16 protein-coding genes and 1 pseudogene are annotated in these 19,068 nt (G+C 44.7%); 6 read left to right on the forward strand and 11 right to left on the reverse strand.

Translation table 11 applies throughout. The features are described 5' to 3' along the window. A partial coding sequence (locus A3757_RS23460; protein ID WP_156506525.1) for a hypothetical protein occupies positions 1–488 on the reverse strand: 488 nt, incomplete at its 3' end. Positions 489–1,292: 804 nt separating this feature from the next. Between A3757_RS23460 and A3757_RS27810 the strand changes: the two are divergent. Together A3757_RS27810 and A3757_RS23470 are read left to right on the forward strand one after the other, a co-directional pair. Next, positions 1,293–1,868 (forward strand): annotated as a pseudogene (locus A3757_RS27810) (methyl-accepting chemotaxis protein); the annotation flags it as partial. Positions 1,869–1,915: 47 nt separating this feature from the next. Continuing rightward, positions 1,916–3,640, forward strand: coding sequence for a fused response regulator/phosphatase (locus tag A3757_RS23470; RefSeq protein WP_068749983.1), 1,725 nt, complete (start codon positions 1,916–1,918; stop codon positions 3,638–3,640). Here the strand turns inward: A3757_RS23470 and A3757_RS23475 are convergent. Then, positions 3,591–4,151 carry a YecA family protein gene (locus A3757_RS23475; protein WP_068507962.1) on the reverse strand — a complete coding sequence of 187 codons (561 nt, stop codon included), beginning with the start codon at positions 4,149–4,151 and terminating at the stop codon, positions 3,591–3,593. The two genes, A3757_RS23470 and A3757_RS23475, sit on opposite strands and share 50 nt — an antisense overlap. Positions 4,152–4,353: 202 nt before the next feature. Beyond that, complete coding sequence (gene rne / locus A3757_RS23480) at positions 4,354–7,356, reverse strand: ribonuclease E (RefSeq protein ID WP_068740383.1); 3,003 nt, start codon at positions 7,354–7,356, stop codon at positions 4,354–4,356. Positions 7,357–8,307: 951 nt separating this feature from the next. Between rne and rluC the strand changes: the two genes are divergently transcribed. From rluC to A3757_RS23495, 3 genes are read left to right on the forward strand one after another with little or no spacing between them, the layout of a single operon-like run. Beyond that, entirely contained in the window at positions 8,308–9,291 is a 984-nt protein-coding gene (gene rluC, locus A3757_RS23485) for a 23S rRNA pseudouridine(955/2504/2580) synthase RluC (protein ID WP_068507957.1), read from the forward strand. A 4-nt stretch (positions 9,292–9,295) separates the two neighbouring features. Beyond that, on the forward strand, positions 9,296–9,943 hold the full coding sequence (locus tag A3757_RS23490; protein ID WP_068507955.1) for an HAD-IA family hydrolase: 648 nt from the start codon (positions 9,296–9,298) through the stop codon (positions 9,941–9,943). Between the two features lie 13 nt (positions 9,944–9,956). Further along, positions 9,957–10,904 (forward strand): S49 family peptidase, encoded by a 948-nt coding sequence (locus A3757_RS23495; RefSeq protein ID WP_231872200.1) that lies wholly within the window; start codon positions 9,957–9,959, stop codon positions 10,902–10,904. Between the two features lie 268 nt (positions 10,905–11,172). Here the strand turns inward: A3757_RS23495 and fusA are convergent, their stop codons facing one another. The 3 genes from fusA to A3757_RS23510 form a co-directional block, all read right to left on the reverse strand. Next, positions 11,173–13,257, reverse strand: a complete 2,085-nt coding sequence (gene fusA, locus A3757_RS23500; protein WP_068553036.1) for an elongation factor G — start codon at positions 13,255–13,257, stop codon at positions 11,173–11,175. Between the two features lie 130 nt (positions 13,258–13,387). Continuing rightward, positions 13,388–13,621: a VF530 family DNA-binding protein gene (locus A3757_RS23505; protein ID WP_082865102.1), complete on the reverse strand. Its 234-nt coding sequence runs from the start codon at positions 13,619–13,621 to the stop codon at positions 13,388–13,390. A gap of 18 nt (positions 13,622–13,639) precedes the next feature. Beyond that, positions 13,640–14,482: a S1 RNA-binding domain-containing protein gene (locus tag A3757_RS23510; protein ID WP_068507950.1), complete on the reverse strand. Its 843-nt coding sequence runs from the start codon at positions 14,480–14,482 to the stop codon at positions 13,640–13,642. 156 nt (positions 14,483–14,638) lie between these two features. Here A3757_RS23510 and A3757_RS23515 point away from each other — a divergent pair, with 156 nt between their 5' ends. After that, on the forward strand, positions 14,639–15,304 hold the full coding sequence (locus A3757_RS23515) for a DsbA family protein (protein ID WP_068507947.1): 666 nt from the start codon (positions 14,639–14,641) through the stop codon (positions 15,302–15,304). Here the strand turns inward: A3757_RS23515 and A3757_RS23520 are convergent. The 5 genes from A3757_RS23520 to A3757_RS23540 form a co-directional block, all read right to left on the reverse strand. Then, positions 15,301–15,963, reverse strand: a complete 663-nt coding sequence (locus tag A3757_RS23520; protein ID WP_068507945.1) for a glutathione S-transferase family protein — start codon at positions 15,961–15,963, stop codon at positions 15,301–15,303. The two genes, A3757_RS23515 and A3757_RS23520, sit on opposite strands and share 4 nt — an antisense overlap. Before the next feature lie 23 nt (positions 15,964–15,986). Beyond that, the gene (locus tag A3757_RS23525; protein ID WP_068507944.1) at positions 15,987–16,337 is read right to left on the reverse strand and encodes a translation initiation factor Sui1; all 351 of its coding nucleotides are present in this window, start codon (positions 16,335–16,337) and stop codon (positions 15,987–15,989) included. Beyond that, entirely contained in the window at positions 16,330–17,706 is a 1,377-nt protein-coding gene (locus tag A3757_RS23530) for an MATE family efflux transporter (RefSeq protein WP_082870300.1), read from the reverse strand. Before A3757_RS23530 ends, A3757_RS23525 begins: the two co-directional genes overlap by 8 nt. 109 nt (positions 17,707–17,815) lie before the next feature. Next, the gene (locus A3757_RS23535; protein WP_068507942.1) at positions 17,816–18,637 is read right to left on the reverse strand and encodes a RodZ family helix-turn-helix domain-containing protein; all 822 of its coding nucleotides are present in this window, start codon (positions 18,635–18,637) and stop codon (positions 17,816–17,818) included. A gap of 52 nt (positions 18,638–18,689) precedes the next feature. Further along, positions 18,690–19,068 (reverse strand): carboxy terminal-processing peptidase (locus tag A3757_RS23540; RefSeq protein ID WP_197470271.1); only part of this gene is annotated, 379 nt, incomplete at its 5' end.

Consider the following 19,068-nt stretch of genomic DNA (forward strand, 5'->3'; position numbering starts at 1 on the left):
ACTCCATATGCACCAGAAATCTTCACGACATTGTCTACGTAATCAAGTGTAGGCTGCTGTTTGCTCAAACGCTGAAAAGCCTCTTTAAAGTGTTTGTTGTTGTTAAGGTCAGTACTTATTTTTTCATGATCGCTTGGGCGCATCGCGCCTTTGATCTCAATGTTGCCGTAAATATCCTTCTCTACATTTAGCTGGGTTCTCGGGTTTAAGTTGTACTCAGCAAGCTTATTACGCAGAGTTTCCTTGAGGAAGGCTTTATCTTGGCCTAACTCCGTTTTGAATGTTTCAACATTTACCTTTTTACTTTGACTTTGAATGCCTAGTCTTAATAAAGTGACCGCATCGTCTAGCAATACTCGCTTTTCTGCTTGTTCTTTGCGTCTGGCACTGTCGTCTGCGTGGCTGCTGTTTTCAGTACCGTTTTGAGAGTCCTGACGTTGTAGTTGCTGAGGGATCTGTAAGGCTTGTTCTGTTGATATATGTGCCATGGTTATTTGCTCGCTAAGTTCCAGTTCGGCAATCAATGACCGTTTTCTGACAAAAAATGCTAGTTATCTAAGGAATAGCAAATTAAATGCCAAGCTTGTTAGGCGGCTAGGGTAAGTTAACATGGAATTGTCCCACCCCTAGATTTGAATAGCTGCTGGCAAAGAAGGGCTTTGCTTACTAGACTGCAGGGATTTGGTTTCTTAATAATTAGGCAATCTTGTTCTATGTCAGAAATGTCAGCGTATCGCGCACCGGTTTTACCTATTATTCTCACATTGTTGACGACGCTGGGTTGTTTTTATATACCCACCAAACTCATATTTATACCGGTTGTTCTAACCTCAATTGCTTGGGCTTGGGCCCACTATGCAAATGTGCAGAGTCTTCGTAGTCGTTATGCGGGACAAGAGCGATCACTGCTAAATGATAAGGCCACTGAACTCACTCAGGAAGCATGCGCAGTAATGAGTGAACAAGCAGAGCTTGTGAAGGAAAATCTTGTCCACATTAATCAGAAGGTGACTGAAAGCGCTGATCAGATTAGTGCCAGTTTTACCGGAATATCTCAGAAATCTGAACGACAAAGAGAGCTCTTGTTAAAAGTTGTTGCTATGGTCCATGAGGATGAAACAACAAGTGGAGAAGAGCAAGTAACAGTCAGGCAATTTGCTGATGAGTTGATGGGGATAATAGATAGTTATGTCAGATTATTGGTTGAGGTGAGTGAAAAAAGTATCTTTGCTGTTCACCGAATCGAGGATATGTCACATCATTTTGAACAAACTTTTACCTTGCTAGGGCAGATCAGGGGTATTGCTGATCAAACAAATTTATTGGCATTAAATGCGGCAATCGAGGCAGCGAGAGCTGGTGAAGCCGGCAGAGGATTTGCCGTGGTTGCTGACGAGGTACGTACCTTGTCGCAAAACTCAAACACCCTTAATGACAAAATATTTGAAACATCTGAGAACACAAAGCGCGCGATTGATGGTTCAAGCAAAATTGTGGGAGAGATCGCATCCTTGGATATGAATATGGCGATCAGTGCGAAAGCCCATGTCGATGAAATGCTTGTAGATTTGGAGCAAACAAATGTCACCATTGAAAATACTATGGATGAAGCTTCCGCTTATACAGAAAAGTTAAAAGTGGACGTGGCTGACGCGGTCAGGAGTTCACAGTTTGCTGATAATGTTAGTGCCGATATTAACTCTTTTCTGCAACAAAACTCTTTGTTACAAGAGGCGCTGAATAAGGTAAGGAGTGTGTCCAGTGAAGCCGAAATACTCGACTTATTGCAAGAGATTGGCAAGCAAAAGAGTGGCTCTAAGAGTAGTGTTGCGGCAGAAGCGAGTGATGACAATGTCTCATTGTTTTAACGCAAAATATTAATCAATAGCGTGGGTGGGTAGTACAGACAATGGGAATGAATGTTCTAATTGTGGACGATCATGAATCGAATCGTATTCTAGTAAGGTATTTGCTTGAATCCGAAGGCCACGACTGCATCGAAGCTGAAAATGGGCAGATAGCAGTCGAGCAGTTTGATGAGCACCAGCCAGACTTTGTTCTGATGGACATTGTCATGCCTGTTATGGATGGCTATGAAGCCGCGTCCTTAATTAAAAAGCGCGCAGGCGATACCCATGTTCCTATTATTTTTCTGACAGCAAAACATGATGAGAAATCTTTGCTTGCTTGCCTGGAGAGTGGTGGAGATGATTATTTACCAAAGCCCATTAATGGCATTGTTCTAAAAGCGAAGATTAAGGCTCATGCGAGAACTCAGGAGCTTACCCAGCAAGTTCATGCGAAAAACAGTGAGCTAACCCGTCTACACGCGACATTAACGCAAGAACATGAGATGGGGCGTCATGTATTAAATCATACGCTCAAGAGGAGCTTGCAGAACTGTAAAAATGTTAAAAGCTATCTTTCTTCAATGTCGACCTTTAATGGCGATATCTTTCTTTTGGCCGAAAATCCAAGTGGTGGTTTATATGCTTTTCTCGGTGACTTTACTGGTCATGGTTTAGCTGCAGCAATTGGTACGATTCCTGTCTCGCAAGCATTTTTCTCCATGTGTGAAAAAAGTATGCCGATTATGGAAATTGCGTCTTCGATGAATAAGTCCTTAAAGTCCTTTTTGCCTGAGTACATGTTTTGCGCCGCGACACTAATACATGTGCCAGAATCGGGAGATAAAGCATTAGTATGGGCAGGGGGGTTGCCAGATGCGTATATTACAAGACCTGGGGAGGGGCTTGTAAGTGTCGTAAAGTCGAGACATATGCCGCTCGGTATCGTGCCGGCAGAGCGCTTCAATAGTGAGATAGAACTACACGAATTACGTTATGGTGATAAGTTGTTTATGTTCACTGACGGAATTCTTGAAGGAAGCCCTACAGACAGTGATGAAATGTTTGGTGAAGAACGAGTGATGGACTCACTTGACCGCCGAGTGAAAGAGGGCGGGCAAGAGCGTGTGTTTGACGGCCTACTGGATGACTATCATAGCTTCAGCCAAGGTTCTGCGCAGCAGGACGATATCTCTTTGGTTGAAATCACCGCAGGCCCAATTGATAATTCTAGTGTAATAGATCTTGAACCAAAGACGAATTTGCCTTGGTCAGTTAATGTCGATCTTGATGCAGAGAGAATACACTCTCAGCCTGACCCCATTGTGCAGGTCATTAAAGTGTTGCCAGCAGATCTGTTTTTGTACCGTCGAGCCGATATGATCAGGACTATTTTGTCTGAGCTTTACTTCAACTCGCTGGAGCATGGTTTATTAGCCTTAGACTCTACTATAAAAGGCAGTCATGACGGATTTACAAAGTACTATCAGCAGCGTCAGGAACGGATGGACGCCTTGGATGCGGGCCGCATTAGCATTAGTGTGAGCTTTGATTACGAGCGTTCCGGTAGTGAGTTGAAAATAAGTCTCAGAGATACCGGGAAAGGCTTTGATTTTGCTTCACAGAACGAAGACCTGGCAATGAATACTAAACCATGGGGGCGCGGAATTGCGCTGGTCCGATCTCTGTGTGAAACGGTTGAATATAGTGATGAAGGCCGCTGTGTCGAGGCGACCTTGGCACTTAATCCGAATGATAGAAAAGAAAGATATCCACCAATTGCTCCGGCATAATTTCTTCGAATTGGGATAAAAGCTTTTCGTTTCGACGTATTTCTTGAAACTCATCACTATCAAATAGGCCTGAAAGGGCCATGATAGGAAGTAGCAATTCGGCGGTAACATCTTCACCTTTGCAGAACCATGCCTTTTCTTTGTAGAAGAAACCTTCCATAAAGCCTGTGCACCAGCTTTCAAGACAGGCATCGTAGTGAGTTTCGCTGTCGTCATCAGTTTCATCGCTGTAGGGTAAGAGTATATCGCGGTCTTCATTAATCTCTTCAAGCAATGTCGACTTGATCTCTTCGATACAGCTTTCAATAGTGGCGATTTCAGATTCACTAAGCTCGATATCATCATTGCCAAATAGCACAGAGATAAGAGTGTTAGTGTCAAAGTCTACCGGCCCGATAACACTGGCGCATACAAGGCCGTGAAAGCCAAAATAATCCAAAGCCTCTTCATTTAGATGCTCGGCAAAAAGAATATCTTCGAGCTGTTCAATTTGTTGTTCGCTTAGTGACATTTGCTAAAACCGTATGACAGTGCAACCAATGCGTTCATGTGTGTATGGGCGCTGGTTGGGAGCGGGGTGGTATAAAAAACGAGAGTATAAACTGATTTTCCACAGATTAGTATCTGCAGTACCTGGTAAGCATAAAAAAGCCGGTAAGAACTAATTGCTCATACCGGCTCTGAGGTCTTTCAGAACTTAATTAGCGGAAATGCTATTCAGTATCTGTAGTCTGAGTTGCTTTACTGTCTTCAGCTTTTGCTGTTGATTCAGCGGGGCTCACCTCAACCTTAACAGCTGACAGCTCTGGTGACTTAGGAGCCGCCGCGCTTTCAGTTTCAGCTGATTGCGCTCTTGGGTCATTGTGAACCCGGTTAGAGCGGTTAGGTCTACGACGGCGAGCTGGCTTTTTAACTTCGACTTTATGCTCATCAGCCGGCTTCGCTTCGGCTTTAGGGCTTGTATTGCCAGTTATTTCTTTTGTCGCGCTTTCCTTATCAGCAACAGCTTGCGTCTTCGTTGGAGAGGCATCCGACTTGCTGTTTGTCGCTTTATTGCCTCGATTTCTACGAGGGTTACGGCTACGAGGTCGGCGAGTCGAAGTTTTCTCTTCGCTATCACTAGAGCTGGCATCTGATGTAGTTACTTCAGTTGCAGTTTCATCACTTGTTTCTGCTTTGCTCTCTTTTACTGCTTTAGGCGAATCTACAGCTTTAGTTTCGGCAACTTCAGCTTTATCAGAGCTTTTATCTTCCTTGCTTTCAGTTGCAGCAGGTGCAGGGCTAGCGTTGCTACTCGCTTGAGGCAATGAACTCTTCTCTTCTACCTTAGGTTTTGAGACTTCTGCTTTAGGCTCAGTTGTAGCGACAGGCTTAGCGGTTTCCTTAAGGCTTTCGCTTACTGTGCTAACTGCACCCTTGGTGTCAGTTTCAGCATTCTTCGTAGGAGCTTTGCTACGGCGCTCGCCACGGTTTTCTGAACGTCTACGGTTAGAAGAGCGAGTAGTGGATTTATTTTCGCTGCTTTTAGCTTCAGGCTTTGTGGTATTGGCTTCTACACTGTCGTCCGCTTTTGCTAAGGTATTGTTTACCACGGGCGCTTCTTCAGGGCGTTGTTTATCCTCATATTTCTTGGCAGGACGGTTACCGCTACGATTTCTGCGCTGCGAACCTTCTTTGTTCTGAGTGCGTGAATCGTTTTGCTTCTGGTCGCGAGTGTTCTCAGAATTTGATCTGTTGCCGCGATTATCATTGCTACGACGCGAGTCATTGTTTTGATTGCGTCGGTTACGTTGGTTGCCGCGATCATCTCTGCGATTTTCATCGCGTTGATTTCGATTTTGGCCAGACTTATTACGGTTGCGGTTGTTGCCTGAAGCGTTATCGCCAGACTGAGAGTCTCGTTGCTTGTTTCTATTCTTCTGGTTACTGCGGTTGCCTTGAGTGCTGCGCTGCTGCTTTCTAGCAGGTGCTTCATTAGCAACAGAGGAGGCTTTCTCTTCTGCGCTGAACATTGCCGATAGCTTGGATTTCAAACGCTTCATTAGGCCAGTTTCTTCGCTTTGCTCAGCTTGCTTTTGAGGTGCAGCTTCAGTTGCAGGCGCTGAAACTTGAGGTGCAGGGCTAGCATGTGAAATAGATTTAACCGCAGCTTCTTCGCGCACGACTTCTTTTGCTGCGGCTGTTGGAACTGCTTGTTCCTCTGGCTGTGTTGTTTCTATTTTGTAACTAGCTTGATCATCACTGGTTTCGTCTTCACGAAGTCTACGTAACTCATAGTGAGGCGTATCCATAGCCATGTCAGGAATGATGATAACGCGAACAGACTGCCTGCGTTCAATCTCCTGAATTTGTTGGCGCTTCTCGTTTAATAAGAAAGTAGCGACAGGAACCGGCAGGACTGCTTGGACCGAACCTGTTTTCTCTTTAGAGGCTTCTTCATACATTAGGCGCATGATTGACAGTGCTAAAGATTCAACGTCACGAATCGTACCTTGTCCGCTACAGCGAGGGCATACTGCTGCGCGGGTCTCACTTAGTGAAGGTCGTAAACGCTGTCGTGACATTTCAAGGAGCCCGAAACGAGATATCTTGCCAACCTGAACGCGTGCGCGGTCAAGTTCTAGGGCTTTACGCATGCGGTTTTCAACGTCACGTTGATTTTTTGCAGGGCCCATATCGATAAAGTCGATAACAACCAAACCACCCATATCTCGTAAACGAAGCTGGCGAGCAATTTCTTCTGCAGCTTCAAGGTTAGTTTGAAGTGCTGTCTCTTCAATGTCGCTGCCCTTAGTTGCACGAGCTGAGTTGATATCGATTGAAACAAGTGCTTCCGTTGGGTCGATAACAATTGAGCCGCCAGAAGGCAGTTTTACTTCGCGTTGGAACGCTGTCTCGATTTGAGCTTCGATCTGATAACGGCTGAATAATGGCGTTTCGTCTTGGTAGAGTTTGATCTTGCTTTCATAAGCAGGCATAACTGAACGAACGAAATTTAGAACATCTTCAAACACAAGCGGTGCGTCAACAAGTACTTCGCCAATGTCCTGGCGCAAGTAATCGCGAATAGCACGGATGATGACATTGCTTTCCTGGTATATGAGGAAAGGAGCGGGGCGGCTTTCAGAAGCGCTGGTAATTGATTCCCAAAATTGTAGAAGGTAATCAAGGTCCCATTGTAGCTCTTCTGTTGAACGACCTACGCCAGCAGTACGAACGATAACACCCATGTTGCGTGGCGTTTCAAGGCCGGACATGGCTTCTTTAAGTTGTGAGCGGTCGTCGCCTTCGATGCGGCGAGAAATGCCGCCAGCACGTGCGTTATTAGGCATAAGAACCAAGTAACGACCGGCAAGGCTGATAAAGGTCGTCAGTGCGGCGCCTTTGTTGCCACGCTCTTCTTTATCAACCTGAACTATAACTTCCTGACCTTCTCTTAAGGCTTGCTTGATATTGACCCGGCCTTTACCGGCAGCGGGGTCAAAATATTCTTTAGAGATTTCTTTTAAAGGGAGGAAACCGTGGCGCTCAGCACCAAAATCAACAAATGCAGCTTCAAGGCTGGGCTCGATACGAGTGATCTTACCTTTATAAATGTTTGCTTTTTTCTGTTCGCGAGAACTCGCTTCGATATCAAGATCGTAGAGTTTTTGGCCGTCTACAAGGGCAACACGTAACTCTTCACTTTGAGTTGCGTTTATAAGCATTCTTTTCATGAATGAAATCCAGTTTTGTGCTGGAAATCGCAGGAAGACAGCTTGGTTTAAAGTAAAATTACTCAGCTATAAATCAAGTTAGCGAGCTAACAAATTCCAATACATAGCAGCAACACCCAGTACCCGTGACAAATTCGCGGTGGGGAAGTGGCCACATATGGCGTTTGTTGGTTTTACTTCTATTTCCTAACTATTGTCTGGTCTTATTGCTTCCTTCAAATGATCTGGGCATATGTATTTATGCTCGCTCAAGTCCGGTGCTGCCTTTCAACGCTAAGAAGTAAGTGATAGTGCGTACTAACATTAATGGTCTGCGTTCAATCGCAAGACTTTGTTGTCTGCATCACTTACGGGCTATAAATTCTGTTTTCCTAATGCGATTCCACGCTTTAGTTTTATTTCCAGAGCTTAAATTGCTCTGGAATCCTAATTAATTTACGACATGACAGAGCTTTCTATACCGTGTCGTGTTGTCTGTACTTTCTACTTTTCACTCTGTTGGTGGAAAGGCTCGCTTTATGTATTCTTTTTCATTGCGTGCGTACAAAACTTTCAACGCCTATTTAGCTTGTGTCGCAAGCAAATAGCTGTCGGTTTTCTGTCTATATAATCTGTCGTCTTACTGCTCCGTGGGCTTTTAGCTATATAGTTGACTGAACTCAGCTGAATCTATATAGGGGAATGCGCCTTTCAATGTAACTTTTTTACGGGACCAGTGTGTTGAAGGTGGGCTGATGACAGTGGAAAAAACGGATGAACCAAGTTTGTATTCCTGAGATTTCTTGTCACTCACTCTATATTGTCTGTTACTGCTAATCGATCACAGCGAGCGGGCTCCTTACAACAACGCAGAAATATAGCAGTAATTACTTGTCGCAGCAAATATATCAAGTAATATGACTGATTTTTAAGGCGCATCCAAAGTTCAGGGTGATCTAAGTAGAGAATAGAATGAGTGAAAAACAAGCCGCTGAAGGTGGTGAAAAGCGCAAAACAAATGACAGGCCAGCTGTCCGCATCGTAACAGTAACGGCAAAGAATGAAGGGCAGCGAGTCGATAACTTTTTGCTTTCTCAGCTTAAGGGTGTGCCAAAGTCTAAAATATATAAAGTCATTCGAAAGGGTGAGGTGCGGATTAATAAGGGGCGCTGCAAGCCTGAAACCAAATTGGCGATTGATGACCTTGTTAGAATTCCACCGATTGTTGTTGCAAGTAGCTCTAAAGGCGCTATTAGGGTGAGTGACAATCTTCTTGAGTTTATTGCCTCAGCTATTATTTATGAAGATAAGCAGCTGCTAGTAATCAACAAGCCTTCCGGTTTAGCTGTGCATGGCGGAAGTGGCGTTAATTACGGCTTAATTGAGGCGCTACGCAAGCGTTACCCGGAAACCCAGTTTCTTGAGTTGGTGCACCGCTTGGATAGGGATACATCGGGTTGTATCTTGGTGGCTAAGTCGCGGCCTGCCTTGCGAGACTTGCATGCGCAGTTTCGTAATGATGAGGTTAACAAGATTTACCATATGGCCGTTTTCGGTAAGTGGCCAAAGCATAAAAAGCGCGTTGACGCGCCCCTTAAGAAGAATGAATTAAAATCTGGTGAACGCATTGTTGTTGTACACCAGGACGGGAAGCCAAGTCAGACCTTGTTCAAGATCTTATCTAGTGCTGAGAATTTTACCTTAGTCGAAGCTAAGCCGGTGACCGGGCGAACTCATCAGATTCGTGTTCATGCCGCATTTTCCGGGCATGCAATTGTGGGGGATGATAAGTATATCCCGCGCGATTTGGTGCAGTTTAGAGGAATGGAAAAAGCTCGATTGATGCTGCATGCAAAAGAGATTCACTTTACCTTGCCTGGCGGTAGGGCGATGAGTTTTGAGGCGCCCTACGACGAAGTATATGAAGCTAATTTGAAAAAGATGGGCTTGGTGTAGTGTTATGAAGTACCCTGTATATATATTTGATTGGGACGGGACTTTAGTCGACTCTGAGCAGCATATTGTTGCGAGTCTTGAGTATGCCGCTAATAAGCTCTCCTTGCCCGATCTCGGGCATGATGCCTATAAGAATATTATTGGTTTAGGGATGGTGGAGGCTTTGCAAAGCTTGTATCCAAGCCTGTCGGATAAGGATGTTGAAAATATGCGGCAATCTTATGCGGAGTTCTTTTTTCGCCGTGAGATGACGCAGGAAAATCTGTTTGACGGCGTTATTGAGACGCTTGAGGCGCTTAAGGCGGGTGGTCTTAGTTTGGCAGTTGCTACAGGTAAGAGTCGAAATGGCTTGAATCTCGCGTTAAAGGCGACCGGGCTTGGGCACTATTTTGATATTGAGCGCTGTGCGGACGAAACACGCTCAAAACCTCACCCAATGATGCTGGAAGAGATTTGTTCATACTATGGTGTGCCTGCGAAAGAGTGCGTGATGGTTGGCGACACGGAGTATGACTTGAAGATGGCTTCAAATTTCGGGATGGATGCAATCGGTGTGAGTTATGGGGTTCATGAAGTGAGTCGCTTGTCCGTACATGAGCCAAAAGCAATAATTGATCATTTTTCAGAGCTGATAAAGCTGAATGTAAGTTAGAGGGTAGTAAATTTTGGATTCAGAGAATAATACTAAAGAGTGGAAGTTGATTGAAAAGACTGTTTCTCAGTTAGGTGTTGAGCAGCGTAAGGCTCGTCGCTGGGGTGTGTTTTTTAAGCTGCTAACATTTGCTTATCTTTTTGTCTTATTGTTTATGATGAGCGAGGGTTTATCGCCGGATAAGATAAGTGATACTGAACAATATACCGCATTGGTTAATCTGGAAGGTGTGATTGCTTCAGGCGAAGAGGCGAATGCAGACTTTTTGGTGACGGGTTTGAGAGCAGCTTTTGAAGCTGAGGGAACTCAAGCTGTTGTCTTGCGCATTAATAGTCCTGGTGGCAGCCCGGTTCAATCAGGGTATGTTTATGATGAAATTAAACGACTTCGTGGCTTATACCCTGAAACGCCACTCTATGCAGTGATCAGCGATATTGGTGCTTCAGGTGCATATTACATTGCTGCGGCTGCGGATAAGATTTACGCTGATAAGGCAAGTTTGGTTGGTTCTATCGGTGTAGTGGCTTCAGGTTTTGGTTTTGTTGATACGATGAAGAAGCTTGGCGTCGAAAGACGTTTATATACAGCGGGAGCTCATAAGGGCTTTCTAGATCCTTTTAGCGATGAAAAGGGTGATGAGGTTGAGTTTTGGGAGTCGGTGCTGAATACCACGCATCAGCAGTTTATTGCTAAAGTGAAAGAAGGGCGTGGAGAGCGGTTGAAGGTTGATGAAGAGATCTTTAGTGGTCTGATCTGGAGTGGTGAGCAGGCCTTGGAAAAAGGTTTGGTTGATGGTTTGGGTAGTGCAGGTTATGTTGCAAGAGAAGTGGTTGGAGCTGAGGAAATTATTGATTTTACGCCGCAGCCAGACCCCTTTGAGCGCTTCACGAAAACGCTGGGTATTGCGGCAGGGAGTGCTGTAGGTAAACTTTTAACGACTAGCCCACTGACTATTCAGTAGTATGGTTTAGAATGACTAAAGGCGAGCATTAGCTCGCCTTTTTTTGTGCCTGGGAAATTCTAGCTATTCCAGAATAGTGTATTTCTTTCAGGTCGGGAAAGCTAAGTCGCTGGTCTATAACAGTATTGCTGCGTATAAATGAAGCTGAGTAGAGTTATGTACGTGGTTATCCCGGTGCCATTTTGATTTGGTCGTTGTAGGTTTGTAGCTAAATTGCAGGCATAAAAAAAGCGATCCGAAGATCGCTTTTTTGAAGGCTAGCTAAAGATTACTTAGCTGCTTTCTTTGCACGCTCTTCTTCCATTACTTTTTCAGCAACAGAGTTAGGGCATTGTGCGTAGTGATCAAATTCCATAGAGAACTGACCACGACCAGAGGTCATTGTACGTAGTGAGCCGATGTAACCAAACATTTCTGAAAGTGGTACATTTGCTTTGATGCGCACGCCAGAAGCGCCTGCATCCTGACCTTCGATCATGCCACGACGACGGTTCAAATCACCAATTACGTCACCAACGTGATCTTCAGGCGTAAATACGTCAACCTTCATGATTGGCTCAAGAAGCTTAGGTTGTGCCTTTGGAATTGACTGACGGAAAGCGCCTTTTGCAGCAATTTCAAATGCAACAGCAGAGGAGTCAACCGCGTGGAAACCACCGTCGAACAGCTCAACCTCAACATCTAGTACTGGGAAGCCAGCAAGAACACCGGTCTCCATCATGCTTTGGAAGCCTTTCTCGATAGCTGGGAAGAATTCCTTAGGTACGTTACCACCTACAACTGTAGATGAGAATGTGAAACCAGAATTCTGCTCACCTGGCTTGATACGGTAATCGATCTTACCGAACTGACCAGAACCACCAGACTGCTTCTTGTGCGTATATGAATCTTCAACTTCAGCCGTGATTGTTTCACGGTATGCAACCTGAGGTTCACCAACTTCTAGCTCAACGCCATAAGTACGGTTCAGGATGTCTACTTTGATGTCTAGGTGAAGCTCACCCATTCCGCGTAGAATTGTTTCACCTGAGTCTTCGTCAGTGTGAACCTGGAATGTTGGATCTTCTGCAACCATCTTACCGATCGCGATACCCATTTTCTCAGAACCGCCTTTGTCTTTAGGCTTAACAGCAATCGAGATTACTGGCTCAGGGAAGACCATCGCTTCAAGTGTACATTCGTGCTTGGGATCACAAAGTGTGTGACCTGTTTGAACGTTTTTCATGCCGACGATTGCAAGGATGTCACCAGCTTGAGCTGAATCTAGCTCGTTACGATCTTCAGCTTCCATCTCACACATACGGCCGATACGCTCAGTCTTACCTGTGAAGGAGTTAAGTACTGTGTCGCCTTTGTTCAGCTTACCTGAATAAACTCGGATAAAGGTAAGTGCGCCGAAACGGTCATCCATGATCTTAAATGCAAGTGCGCGGAATGGCTCGTCAACAGCAACTGTAGCAACTTCGCCAGTTGGCTCGCCCACTTCATCAGTCAATGGCTGAGGAATAACTTCTGTGGGTGAAGGCAAGTAGTCAACAACAGCATCAAGAATTAACTGGATACCTTTGTTCTTAAATGCAGAGCCACAGTAAGTAGGGAAGAATGTCAGGTCATTAGTACCTTTACGAATACAGGCTTTGATCTGTTCCGTAGTTGGCATTTCGCCTTCCATGTACGCCATCATGATGTCGTCATCAACCTCAACAGCTGTTTCAATCAACTGCTCGTGATACATGTCTACATCGTCAACCATATCGGCTGGAACGTCTTCTACTTTGAAGTTTTCAGGTAGGCCTGTGTCATCCCAAACATAAGCTTTCTTAGAAAGAATATCGACAACACCAACAAAGTCATCTTCGGTTCCGATTGGAAGAGTCATAACTAGCGGCTTAGCGCCTAGTACGTTCTCTACCTGGTCAACAACTTTCAAGAAGTCAGCACCTAGACGGTCAAGCTTGTTTACGAAGATGATACGAGCAACGCCAGACTCATCTGCATAACGCCAGTTTGTTTCTGATTGAGGTTCAACACCACCAGAACCACAGAATACACCGATACCACCATCAAGAACTTTCAAAGAACGATATACTTCTACTGTGAAGTCAACGTGTCCAGGAGTATCTATGATGTTCATGCGGTGATCATCCCAGAAGGTTGTGATCGCTGCAGACTGGATAGTAATACCACGCTCAGCTTCCTGCTCCATAAAGTCAGTTGTAGATTCACCATCGTGAACCTCACCAGTCTTATGGATCTTACCAGTTAGCTTTAGAATACGTTCTGTAGTGGTTGTTTTACCAGCATCAACGTGAGCGAAGATGCCTATATTTCTGTATTTGGATAGATCTGTCATTATTCTACTCAATAAGTTCAGGGCGGAAAAAAATTTGCGGTAGTATACAGGATTTTTTTCGAAAGTTTGAAAAAAAACGTAACATTTTATGCCTGGGCAAAAAATAGTCGTATTTAATTTATTTAGGCAGCTATTTTTTCTGCCATGGGCTGTTACATAAGTCGATATAAAGCGCTTCAACTTTGCTACGAGCCCAAGGGGTTTTTCTTAGGAATTTTAAGCTGGACTTAATGCTCGGGTCGTATTGAAAGCAACGAACAGGAATTCTATTGCCTAGTTCTTCCCAGCCGAAATGAGATTCAAGCTTTATAAGAATCTTTTCTAAAGTCATTCCATGAAGAGGGTCGTGGGACTGGTCATGCACCTTGTGTGTCTCGCTATATTATTCGCCGGTTTTAATCAGGTAGATACCATCACTCTCTATACGGATCTGCCGTTGTTTATAAAGTGTGCCTATTGCGGTCTTGAATGCTTTTTTACTGATTGAAAATGCATCGTATATTTCCTCTGGCTTACTCTTGTCAGAAAGAGGCAGGTAGCCTTCACTTTTTTCTAACCTGTCGAGCACTCTCTCGGCTAAATTTTCTATTTTCTTAAATCCGGGAGCATGAAGCGACAGGTCTACTTTACCGTCATTTCTAACTTGCTTGATAAAGCCTTTAACTTTTTGGCCAATCTTGAGGGGGCGGACGACATCACTAAAAAATAAAAGGCCCCAATATTGGTTGTCAATAACGGCACTGTAGCCTAAGTCCGTTGTAGCAGAGATTGCTAAGTCTACTTTTTGGCCTTGTTTATAATCGTTAGGGAGGCGACCAATATACTTGTTGAGTTTTGTTGACGCGGCAATGCGGTGAGTTTCTTCATCAGTGTATATGTATACAAGGTAAGACTTTCCAACTTCCATTGTCATATGTTGTTGGTTATAAGGTACCAGCAAATCCTTTGGTAGCCCCCAGTCTAAAAAAGCGCCGATATTATTTACATCCGTTACTTCTAAAAACGCGACTTCGCCCACTTGCGCCCGTGGTGTTTGGGTCGTGGCGATAAAGCGATCTTTGGAGTCAAGGTAGACGAAAACATTAAGCGGATCACCAACTTCACAATCTTCAGGCACATAGCGTTTTGGCAGAAGTATTTCACCAAGCCAGCCGCCTTGTAGGTAGGCGCCCTGAGGCTCGAATTTGATAACTTCTAATAAATTATTGCGACCGATTTTTGCCAAAGTATACGTACCTGTTCAGACAGATTTGAGGGAGTAATTTTCGCAGAGTGTACATCTCTTTTACGTCAATCACTAGGTATATTCCTAAAACTATATTAGTATTGTCTAATATAGTTAAGGTTTAATTGATGATGTGAGCTAAAAGAGGAAGGTTAAGTGAACAATAACGAGCCCTTGGTAATCGATTACTTTAGTGATGTTCTGTGTATCTGGGCGTGGATTGCCCAAAGACGAATTGAGGAAATGAAAGAAGAGTGGGGGGAGCAGGTTTTGCTGCGCCGACACTATATTAACCTCTTCGGCGATACGAAAACGCGAATGGCAAAACAATGGGGGGAGCGCGGTGGCTACGAAGGCTTCGGTCGTCATGTGCAAGATGCTGCGGCTCCTTATGATAATGCGCCGGTTAACCCGGAAATCTGGAAGACTGTGCGGCCAAAATCCTCTTTGAATGCGCACTTAGTCCTCAAGGCTTGTGAGCTAGCGTATAGCCCTCAGCGCTCTGCTGATTTAATGCTGTTAGTGCAAAAAAGTTTTTTTGTCGATAATCTGGATGTGGGCTTGCTTGATAATGTGCTCTTGCTGGCTAAGCAAAGTGGTATGGATAGCGATGCATTAAAAACCTTGATTGATGAAGGTGATGCGGCAGCACTATTGATGAGCGACTATCAGAAAGCAGCAGAACTGAATATTAAAGGCAGTCCTTCATGGATTATGAATAATGGTCGACAAGAACTCTTTGGAAACGTTGGTTACCGAATATTACGAGCCAATATTAAAGAGGTCTTGTCGAAACCGGGCTATGAAGCGAGCTGGTGCTAGTCTACGTCGGTGCCGGCTTCATCTTCTCCGATCACTTCTTTTTCTTTTAGGGCTGCTTCGTACCAATGCTTCATTGAAGGTAGGGTAAGCAAGCGGTCGATATAAGCTCTGCTGGTATCCGATACTTCAATTTGATAAGTCGCAAAACGGGAAGCAACCGGAGCAAACATGCAGTCGGCAATGGAGAACTCTCCAAACAACCAATCGCCATCATGGCGGTTGAGCGCATCTTGCCACATGCCGTCGATGCGTTGAATATCCTTAATGCAGTCCTCATGGAGGTTGACTTTACGAGTAGCCCGGCAGTTCATAGGCAGGGCGCTTCTTAAGGCTGGAAAACCTGAGTGCATTTCAGCGCAGTAGGCTCGGGCAGTGGCTCTGTCACTTGGGTCTTCAGGCCAGCCTTTACCTTTAAGATATTGCTCGGAAACATACTCACAAATTGCCAATGAGTCCCAGACTGTAAGGTCCTTACCTTCCTTGTCATCAATCAGTACAGGAACTTTGAAGGTGGGGGAGTAATCCGCGAGGCGCTGATGGGTATTTTCTTCAAAAAGGAATACTTTAATTTCGTCGAACGGGATGTCAAAGTGAGTCAGTAATAGCCAGGGCCGAAGTGACCATGATGAATAATTCTGATTACCAATAACTAGTTCCATATCTGTCTTCCTATTTTTAGTGTTTATCCGCCTGAACGTTTTACTTTGTAGCCTTGCTCAGTAAGAATCTTCAATAGCAGTTCACGGTGATCGCCTTGGATTTCGATATTTCCATCCTTCACTGCACCACCGACACCACATTTCTTTTTGAGCTCTTTGGCGAGACCTTTTAGCTCGTTGTTTTTTAGCAGTATTCCACTTAAGACGGTCACACCTTTGCCTTTTCGGCCTTTCGTGTCGAGGCTTACACGTACGATGCCGTCTCCCTCTGGAGTTTGGTCTGCAGAGCAAGTGCATTCGTCAATGGCTTGTTCACACTCTGGACAAGTTCGCCCTGTTTCGGTGGAGTAGACAAGTCGATTGTTTCTAGGCATTGCTTTTGCTCTCTTTGAGTTCCATATGTGAAGAATGTTTTAAATTACTTTTATTGAGGTGGCGCACCCAATACAGTGCACCCGTGCCAACTATTATATTAGCAAGGCTTGTGGCCAGATATATACCCGCGAGATCAAAAAAATTACCAAGCGCTAATGCCAAGGGAATAAAAATTACGATTAAGCGTAGAAGTGACATGACCAAAGAGGGCATTGGTCTGCCGATACCGTTAGCTGCTGACGAGCTCAGCATAATGATGCCAAGAAATAGATAGCTGATAGGCACTAAGTATAAGTAGAGGGTGGAGGACTCAATAACTGATTCGTCTGCCGAAAACAACCCGGTTAGAGGCTTGGCAAATAGCCATAAACAAACGCTTGCCCCCAGTCCCCAAAGTGCAACGAACTTGAAGCTCATCTTAAGTGCTTCGAAAACCCGGTCATGTTTTTCTGCGCCCCAATTTTGGCCAACAAAAGGGCCCATAATGGAGGTTAGCCCCATAATTACGACAAGAAAGATTGCTTCAATACGTGACGCAACACCAAAACCGGCAACAGACTCGGGGCTGAATCGGGCTACAAGCCAGGTTGTTATCGCGATTGAAAGTGGTGCAATTAGATTTGTTCCTACAGCGGGAACAGCTATTTTGAGGATTGCCTGCCAGCTTTGTAATACCCGGCCATAGCAGCTCTTAAGGCTCAAGAAGTCGAACTTCTTTATCAATACATACAAACCAATTACCAGGGCAATCGAATACGCACAAACGGTTGATATGGCAGCGCCAGCTAGCCCAAGTTTAGGGAAACCAAGCAAGCCGAAAATTAGAATGGGGTCTAATATCATATTCACTATTGCAACGCTTATCATAACCATGCTGGGTAGTTTTGTATTGCCGGCAGCGCGAATAGCCGAATTACCGACCATCGGTATAACCACTACAAAGCTGGCTAGAAACCAAATATCCATAAACTCATGTATGAGCTCAAACAAGTCCTGCGGTGCGCCAAGTAGGGTGAAGATCGGATCCATAAAATGGTAGCCAAGTACGGCAAAGCAGATGGCTACGATCAGGGCGATTAATATCGCTTGTGTGCAGTATGCTTGCACTAAGGTATGTTGTTGAGCCCCAATTGCACGAGCGATAACGGAAGAAGTTCCAATGCCAATGCCAAATGCCAGACTTAATAGGATAGAGATAATTGGAATGGTAAAACTCATTGCGGTGAGTTCGCGAGTGCCGAGTTGTCCGACATAATAGGTGTCTACAATGTTCATCGACATGATGGCCAAGATGCCGCCAATCATAGGAACCGTCATTTTGTAGAGCTGCTGGCTGATATTGCCTTCGGTAAGGTTGCGTTTTCTCAAAATATTAACGAATAGTTATACTTCAGTGTCGTAGGCTAGAGGATGAATAGAATCTTTAGGGGACTATATCACGAACTTCGATGAAAAGAGTGCTTAAAGGGAGGGGAGATCAGGGCGCGTCTTTTTGCTGTTCATTGGGTTTGCCCTCAGCTGGCGTTTCATCGGAGTTTTGTTTTGCATCACTATCATCGCTTGGTGCTTGCGTTTTGTGCTTATGTACCTGGCTCATTTTGGATCTGAGCACTTCCATCTGTTCCTCTTGAGTCTCAATCATTTCTTGTAAAGCATCTTCCTGCTCAGCGATAAAGTGAAGAGACATATTGAATGCTTGTTTAGTAAACTCAAGAACGCGTTCGTAGCCTTCATCCGATAGCTGTCTCGCTTGGTCTTGAGAACGGTAAATATTGATGAACTGTCGCTCTCTTTCATAATGAAGAGGAAGGCGTCCGGCACCCCAGTCATTCAAGATTTTCCATGTGTCTGGTGCGTAGGTTCTACTGTATTTGAGAATGAAAGGAATAGGGTCGTTTCTGGCAAGAAGGGCGGCCAGGCGGAGTATTAGTTCGAAAGAGAGAGTGGCTGTGCCATTCTCTACAGCTTCGATAACGGACTTATCTTTCAGGTTTACAGCTTCGCTAAGCTCACTAACTGTCAGGCCGGCAACCTCGCGAAGGTCTTTAAGGGACTGACCGGCAGATACCATAAGTTTTAATTGGTCCTGCGACTGAATGATGGCCTTGCCGACTTTATAGGACGTGCCGCCAGTTTTCTTAGCGAACTTGAAGGCGCTCGTGGTTGCACCTGAAACACGCCCTAAAAAGTTACTGATAGACTCTTCAGACACCCAAGGTTCAGTTTTTTCACTCTTGGAGCGAGAGTTTGCAGACTTTTTTTCATCTGACTTGGGCTTTTCAGAGTTTTTCTCGCTCATATGTCGTGCCACGCTATATCAGTGTCGAGTGTTACCGAATCAAGCTCTATTGCTAAAGAGCATTGGCTAAGGCATTCGCGCTAACTTGCTGTAAAGAAATAAAGTCTAATAAGACTTCAGCACTTTCCTCAACGATAAAGTCTGGTTCTTGTGCTTTGTCTGTTTCAATAGGCTTTTCATCTTCGCTGTCACGCCAGGCCTGAAGAGATTCAAATTCTGGCTTTTGTTCAAGTCGGCGGCGCTTGTTAAGTAAGTCCAAGCGTGCCTTGTCGAAGGCTTCGTCTTCGGTTTTTCGTTTTTGTTCGTTAATCGTTACTTTTTCTATACCGCGCTGAGATTCTAGTAATTCTATTTCTTCTAACAAAAGTACGTATTCAGGATGTTGTGTAATACGTGTGATATGGCTCTCGGCTAGTTTTTGGCTAAGCGGG

It is taken from the genome of Oleiphilus sp. HI0117 (assembly GCF_001635235.1).

What these genes read in the sequence shown, in the direction of transcription:
- A3757_RS23535 (WP_068507942.1), bottom strand. Translation starts at nt 18,637, where the DNA reads ATGAGCGAGAAAAACTCTGAAAAGCCCAAGTCAGATGAAAAAAAGTCT.
- rluC (WP_068507957.1), top strand. Translation starts at nt 8,308, where the DNA reads ATGAGTGAAAAACAAGCCGCTGAAGGTGGTGAAAAGCGCAAAACAAAT.
- A3757_RS23520 (WP_068507945.1), bottom strand. Translation starts at nt 15,963, where the DNA reads ATGGAACTAGTTATTGGTAATCAGAATTATTCATCATGGTCACTTCGG.
- rne (WP_068740383.1), bottom strand. Translation starts at nt 7,356, where the DNA reads ATGAAAAGAATGCTTATAAACGCAACTCAAAGTGAAGAGTTACGTGTT.
- A3757_RS23490 (WP_068507955.1), top strand. Translation starts at nt 9,296, where the DNA reads ATGAAGTACCCTGTATATATATTTGATTGGGACGGGACTTTAGTCGAC.
- A3757_RS23525 (WP_068507944.1), bottom strand. Translation starts at nt 16,337, where the DNA reads ATGCCTAGAAACAATCGACTTGTCTACTCCACCGAAACAGGGCGAACT.
- A3757_RS23470 (WP_068749983.1), top strand. Translation starts at nt 1,916, where the DNA reads ATGAATGTTCTAATTGTGGACGATCATGAATCGAATCGTATTCTAGTA.
- A3757_RS23475 (WP_068507962.1), bottom strand. Translation starts at nt 4,151, where the DNA reads ATGTCACTAAGCGAACAACAAATTGAACAGCTCGAAGATATTCTTTTT.
- fusA (WP_068553036.1), bottom strand. Translation starts at nt 13,257, where the DNA reads ATGACAGATCTATCCAAATACAGAAATATAGGCATCTTCGCTCACGTT.